Raw genomic sequence first — 1,718 nt, 5'->3', positions numbered from 1 at the left:
CTAGAAGGCTCGTGAAGATCTTGGGTTCTGGCCCCGCCGCGTGAGCGGCGGGGCCAGACTGCTTCTTGTGGCAATGGGGGAATGGGCCGGGGAGACGGTCGGGCCCGATGTCTGGGCGACGTGCCGGGAGTTGATCCCGGCAGGCAGCGTGTTCGCGTTCCTGGCCGAGCACCGTGGCGAGCTGTTCCCGGTTCGGATGTTCGAGGACATGTACCCCTCGGCGAACGGGCGCCCGAGCATGCCGCCGCAGATCCTGGCCGCCGCGATCACGCTGCAGGCCCTGCACGGCCTGTCGGACTTCGAGACCGTCCAGGAACTGCGGTGCGACCTGCGGTGGAAGGCCGCCTGCGGGCTGGGTCTGAACGACACCGCGTTCGACCCGTCGCTGCTGGCCTACTTCCGCCGCCGGCTGGCCCGCTCCGCCCGGCCTCACCGCGTCTTCGAGGCCGTACGGGAGGTTGTGCAGGCGACCGGCGTGCTCAAGGGAAAGCACCGCCGGGCGCTGGATTCCACAGTGCTGGACGACGCGGTCGCCACCCAGGACACCGTCACCCAGATCATCGCCGCCGTGCGGGCGGTGATCCGCGAGGTCCCCGGGGCCACCGGGGTGGCCGCCGCGCAGTGCACCGCCCACGACTACACCGACCCGTGCAAGCCCCGCATCGCCTGGAACGACCAGCAGGCCCGAGCCGACCTCGTGGATGCCCTGGTCGGTGACGCGGTGCGGCTGCTGGGCCACCTGCCCGAGCAGCAACTCGGCGAGAAGGCCGCGAACGCGGTCGGCATCCTGGCCCTGGTCGCCGGACAGGATGTCGAGCCAGCCGACGGCTCCGACGGCCGCGACGGACGCTGGCGCATCACCCAGGGCACCGCCCACGACCGGATGGTCTCCACCGTCGACCCCGAAGCCCGGCACGTGCACAAGACCCGCTCCCACCAGCAGGACGGCTTCAAGGCCCACCTCGCCGTCGAGCCCGAGACCGGGTTATACACCGCCGTCGCCCTGCTGCCCGGCGCCGGAGCCGAACACCACGAGGCCGCCGTCGGCGTCGACCTGCTCGCCGACGAGGAGACGCCGGTGGACGCCTTCGGCGACACCGCCTACTCCACCGGCGACGCCCGCCAGACCCTCGAAGAGGCAGGTCACCGGCTGTTCCTCAAACCCGCCCCGCTACGGCCCGCCGTCCCGGGCGGCTTCACCCTGGACGACTTCGCCATCGACACGACCGCGGCCACCGTGACCTGCCCGGCCGGACACACCGTTGCCCTCTCGGACCCCAGCGGGCAGCACCACCAGCGCAAAGCCGCCTTCACGAGCCTGTGCACCGGCTGCCCCCTGCGCGAGCGCTGCACCAAGGCCAAGGCGGGCCGCATCCTGACCATCCGCCCGCACCACGACCTGCTCGCCGCCGCCCGCCACCAGGCCGCCAACGACCCCGACTGGCAAGCCGCTTACCGCCGTTGGCGACCTCTCGTCGAACGCGCCGTCGCCTGGATCGTCCACCGAGGCAACCGCAGACTCCGCTACCGCGGCACCATCAAAAACAACGCCTGGCTCCACACCCGAGCCGCCGCCCTCAACCTCCGCCGCCTGATCAACCTCGGACTCACCCGCACCAGCAGCACCTGGCACCTCACCCCCGCCAGCGCATAACCAGAAGGGGCCGCCCGGCCCGCAGCCAGACAGCCCCTCAGCAAGATCTTCACGAGCCTTCTAG

Annotated in this window: 1 protein-coding gene; it reads left to right on the top strand. The window is 71.5% G+C overall.

Features of this window, described 5'->3' with window-relative positions; translation table 11 throughout:
• Positions 1–73 precede the first annotated feature (73 nt).
• Complete coding sequence (locus ACIOFR_RS42205) at positions 74–1,654, top strand: IS1182 family transposase (protein ID WP_401006144.1); 1,581 nt, start codon at positions 74–76, stop codon at positions 1,652–1,654.
• The last annotated feature ends 64 nt before the right edge of the window (positions 1,655–1,718 follow it).

The sequence above is a fragment of the Kitasatospora sp. NPDC088346 genome (genome assembly GCF_044740765.1).
GTDB lineage: Bacteria > Actinomycetota > Actinomycetes > Streptomycetales > Streptomycetaceae > Kitasatospora.
Note: the sequence above shows the minus strand (reverse complement) of the source record. Positions and strands in the feature narration are given on the sequence as shown.

What these genes read in the sequence shown, in the direction of transcription:
- ACIOFR_RS42205 (WP_401006144.1), top strand. Translation starts at nt 74, where the DNA reads ATGGGGGAATGGGCCGGGGAGACGGTCGGGCCCGATGTCTGGGCGACG.